The 651-nt window shown below is 72.8% G+C and carries 1 protein-coding gene; it reads right to left on the bottom strand.

Features of this window, described 5'->3' with window-relative positions:
• A partial coding sequence (locus QSK34_RS37630; RefSeq protein ID WP_285591627.1) for a universal stress protein occupies positions 1-651 on the bottom strand: 651 nt, incomplete at both ends.

Here is a 651-nt window from a genome sequence, read left to right as displayed (position 1 = left end):
CCAGGCGGTGAGCGCCTCCCCGAGCTCCTCCTCCGCCAGGGTCAGGTCGGGGACCAGCGCCATCGAGGTGCCGAACGACGGGGCGGTCAGGCCACACCGGACCGCCACCAGCGGGAGCTGCCGGAGTGCGGCCTCGGCGAAGGCGAACTCGACCACCGGCCGGGCTCTGCCGCCGGGGGCTCCATCGACTCCCACGACGACGGGGCCCGGGTGGAGCGGGGCGGGAATCGGGCCAGGTCCGCGTACGACCAGGGCCGGGCAGGCGGCGTAGGCGGCGACGTGGCAGGCGACCGAGCCGATCATCATGGACGGGACCCGGCTCAGCCCCCGGGAACCGACCACGAGCAGGTCGGCCGCCCCGGACAGGGCCACGAGCTGGTCGTTGGCCGACCCCTTCCACAACTCCCCGTTGACCTCCGTCACCGCGCTGGTGGCCCGCGCGCACGAGACGCCGTGCCAGAGCACGTGATCGGCGGCCCGGCGCAGATGATCCTTGGCTTCGTCGGACGCCTCGCCGTATGGCCAGTGCCAGGCGTGGGCGACGGTGAGCGGCAGCTTCCGCATCTCGGCCTCGTCCATGGCCCAGTCCAGGGCCTGCATCGCGAAATCTGAGCCGTCGTAGCCGACGACGACCCCGTTCATCGTGGTCAT

The organism is Herbidospora sp. NBRC 101105 (assembly GCF_030269205.1).
In the GTDB taxonomy this organism is placed as follows: domain Bacteria; phylum Actinomycetota; class Actinomycetes; order Streptosporangiales; family Streptosporangiaceae; genus Herbidospora; species Herbidospora solisilvae.
The sequence above is the reverse complement of the archived record's forward strand: the minus strand, read 5'-3'. Positions and strand labels throughout refer to the sequence as shown.